Source organism: Paraburkholderia sp. (assembly GCF_036488505.1).
Lineage (GTDB): Bacteria > Pseudomonadota > Gammaproteobacteria > Burkholderiales > Burkholderiaceae > Paraburkholderia.
Genome location: NZ_DASXHN010000194.1, coordinates 1 through 2,853, shown reverse-complemented (window position 1 = coordinate 2,853; position 2,853 = coordinate 1). Strand labels below are relative to the sequence as shown.

General features: G+C 65.4%; 2 protein-coding genes. Both read left to right on the top strand.

What is annotated here, in order from left to right; all coding sequences use genetic code 11:
- Positions 1-891 (top strand): LysR family transcriptional regulator (locus tag VGH68_RS11325; RefSeq protein WP_331603712.1); only part of this gene is annotated, 891 nt, incomplete at its 5' end.
- A gap of 299 nt (positions 892-1,190) precedes the next feature.
- Positions 1,191-2,408: a pyridoxal phosphate-dependent aminotransferase gene (locus tag VGH68_RS11320; protein ID WP_331603711.1), complete on the top strand. Its 1,218-nt coding sequence runs from the start codon at positions 1,191-1,193 to the stop codon at positions 2,406-2,408.
- The last annotated feature ends 445 nt before the right edge of the window (positions 2,409-2,853 follow it).

Genomic DNA, 2,853 nt, shown 5'->3' with positions numbered 1-2,853 from the left:
CTGCGACAGCTCCGGGTTTTCATTGAGGTCGCCCGCCTCCAGAGCTTTAGCCGGGCCGGTGATGAAATCGGTCTGACGCAGTCCGCGGTGAGTCGCTGTGTCCGCGAACTAGAGGGGGAAATCGGCATGAAGCTCATCGATCGCACGACCCGCGAGGTGCAGCTCACGGACGTCGGCGCCAACCTCGTATCGAGCGTGTCGCGGCTACTGTCCGATCTGGACGATGCGTTGCGCGAGATTCGCGAAATCGGCGAGCAGCGCCGCGGTCGCGTGATCGTCGCGGCGAGTCCGACCGTCGCGTGCCGCCTGATGCCTCGTGTGGTCGCCTCGTGCGTTCGGCAGTTTCCGTATGTCACGCTCGGTTTGCGCGACGACGTGCAAAGCGACGTCGTGCGCAAGGTGAAGTCTGGAGAAGTCGACTTCGGCGTGATCATCGGCCCTTTTTCGGATGACGATCTGCTCAGTGAAACGCTGATGACCGATTCGTTCTGCGTCGTCTCGCGAGACGACCACCGGCTCGCGGCCAACGAGCACGTGACATGGAGAGATCTCGAGGGCGAGCAGCTCGTGATGCTCGACTACGCGTCCGGCAGCCGCCCGATCATCGACGCCGCGATGCAGGCGCAGGGCGTGAATGCCACCGTCGTGCAGGAACTCGGCCACTCCGCGACCGTGTTCGGACTGGTCGAGGCGGGCGTTGGCATCAGCGTGCTGCCGTGGCTCGCGTTGCCGTTGCCGGCGGGGGCGTCGCTGGTCGCGCGTGCGCTGGTGCCGCGCGCCGAGCGTCGCGTCGAGCTGGTGCGGCGGCGCGATCGCTCGCTGTCGCCGGCGGCCGAGGCTGTGTGGGACCTGATCCGCCAATTGCCGGAGCGGGCGGAAGAGTTGAACTAGCGGAGGCGGCGACGCACGCGGCTGACGGAGCCAGTCGCGTGCGTCGGGTCGACTGACGCGGCCGGAACTTGGGGAACGACAGCGGCGCGCGGCCTTATGCTTGTCGTGCTTGTCGTCCTCGTCGCATTTCGGATGGTCCGTGCGGGCTCGCAAGCGCGCTGTTTGCCAACTCCGATCCGTGGTCCAATCGCCCGCTTCGCCACTGCGCAAACGCCCGCCGCGCTACACTACCGCCTGCCTCGAGCAACTCCGTTGCGCGGGCCTGCCGACTTTCGATCCCCGATCCATCCGAACCCTCGATGAGCGAATTGGACCTCCCTGTGCCCTCCACCCCGAACGCGCGCGATGCCGTGCGCGCGCTGCGTCCGTCGCAAATCCGCGAAGTTGCCAATGCCGGTTTTGGCGTCGAGGATGTATTGCCGTTCTGGTTCGGCGAGTCGGACAGGATCACGCCGGCCTTTATTCGCGACGCCGCGAGCACGGCGCTCGCCGCCGGCGCGACGTTCTATACGCATAACCTCGGGATCGCGCCGTTGCGCGCGGCGCTCGCCCGGTATGTCAGCGAACTGCACGGCGCGACCTCGGCTGATCACATCGCGGTGACGAGCGCGGGCGTCAACGCACTGATGCTCGCCGCGCAGCTGGTGGTGGGCGTGGGCGATCGCGTCGTCGCAGTGACGCCGCTGTGGCCCAACCTGGTCGAGATTCCGAAGATTCTCGGTGCGCACGTCGAAACCGTCGCATTGCGCTACGGCGAACGCGGCTGGCAACTGGACGTCCAGCAATTGCTGGACGCGCTGACGCCCGGGACGAAGATGGTGATGCTCAACTCGCCGAACAATCCGACCGGCTGGGTGATGAGCCGCGACGACCAACGCACCGTGCTCGAGCATTGTCGGCGTCACGGCATCTGGATCGTCGGCGACGAAGTCTACGAGCGGCTGTACTACGCTGACGAAGGGCACGATGCGGGTCGCGCCCGCACTGCGCCGTCTTTCCTCGATCTGGCGACGCGCGACGAGCGCGTGATCTGCGTGAATTCGTTTTCGAAGGCGTGGTTGATGACGGGCTGGCGGCTTGGCTGGATGGTTGCGCCGAACGCGTTGATGGACGATCTCGCGAAGCTCGTCGAGTACAACACGTCGTGTGCGCCGTCGTTCGTTCAGCAGGCGGGCATCGCCGCGCTTGAGCAGGGCGGGCGTTTCACGCAGGAACTGGTGCGCGACCTGAAGGCGTCGCGCGATCATCTGGTGCGGGCGATGTCGGCGGTGCCTGGTGTCGACGTCAAGGCGCCGTCGGGCGCGATGTATCTGTTCTTCTCGATGCCGGGTTCGACGCGCAGTCTGGAGCTGTGTAAAGCAATGGTGCGCGAGGTCGGGCTTGGCGTCGCGCCGGGCAGCGCGTTCGGGCCGCAGGGGGAGGGCTTCGTGCGCTGGTGCTATGCCTGCGATACGGCGAGGCTGGACGAGGGTGTCGACCGATTGAAGCGTTTTTTGGCAGGGCGCGCTGGCACCTGAGGCTGCCGGGCGTTGATTTTTCCCGTGCAGGTGGGCGACGCGAATTCGCTCGGGAACGGAGCCCGTCCGCAGCGCGCGGCTAACCGCAGGCGATGAAAAATCCCGCAAACGGACGAGCTTGTCGTTCGCCGGGGTCCACTCAGCCGTCAGTCGCGCCGGCTGGCGCGCTGCGAGAAAAATGCGCCGGGGATTGCGGCTTTACGCACCGGTCGTTTTTGCGTAATATGGCGCTCAGTCACGAGATTCCCTTCAGGAATATCGCCGCTCCGTCCGGCTGGGTTTGGTTCGATGAGTCTGTTCGCCGCCCCCCGGTGCGTGCTCCCATCAATATGACCGATCAGAATCGGGCGAGCGCGTCTTCAGTTCCACATCGTCTGTTTGATCCGGTTCTTTGACCACAGGGTCTGACCTAGCTGCATGAATACCCAAGAGGCGAAGATCGTCC

What these genes read in the sequence shown, in the direction of transcription:
- VGH68_RS11320 (WP_331603711.1), top strand. Translation starts at nt 1,191, where the DNA reads ATGAGCGAATTGGACCTCCCTGTGCCCTCCACCCCGAACGCGCGCGAT.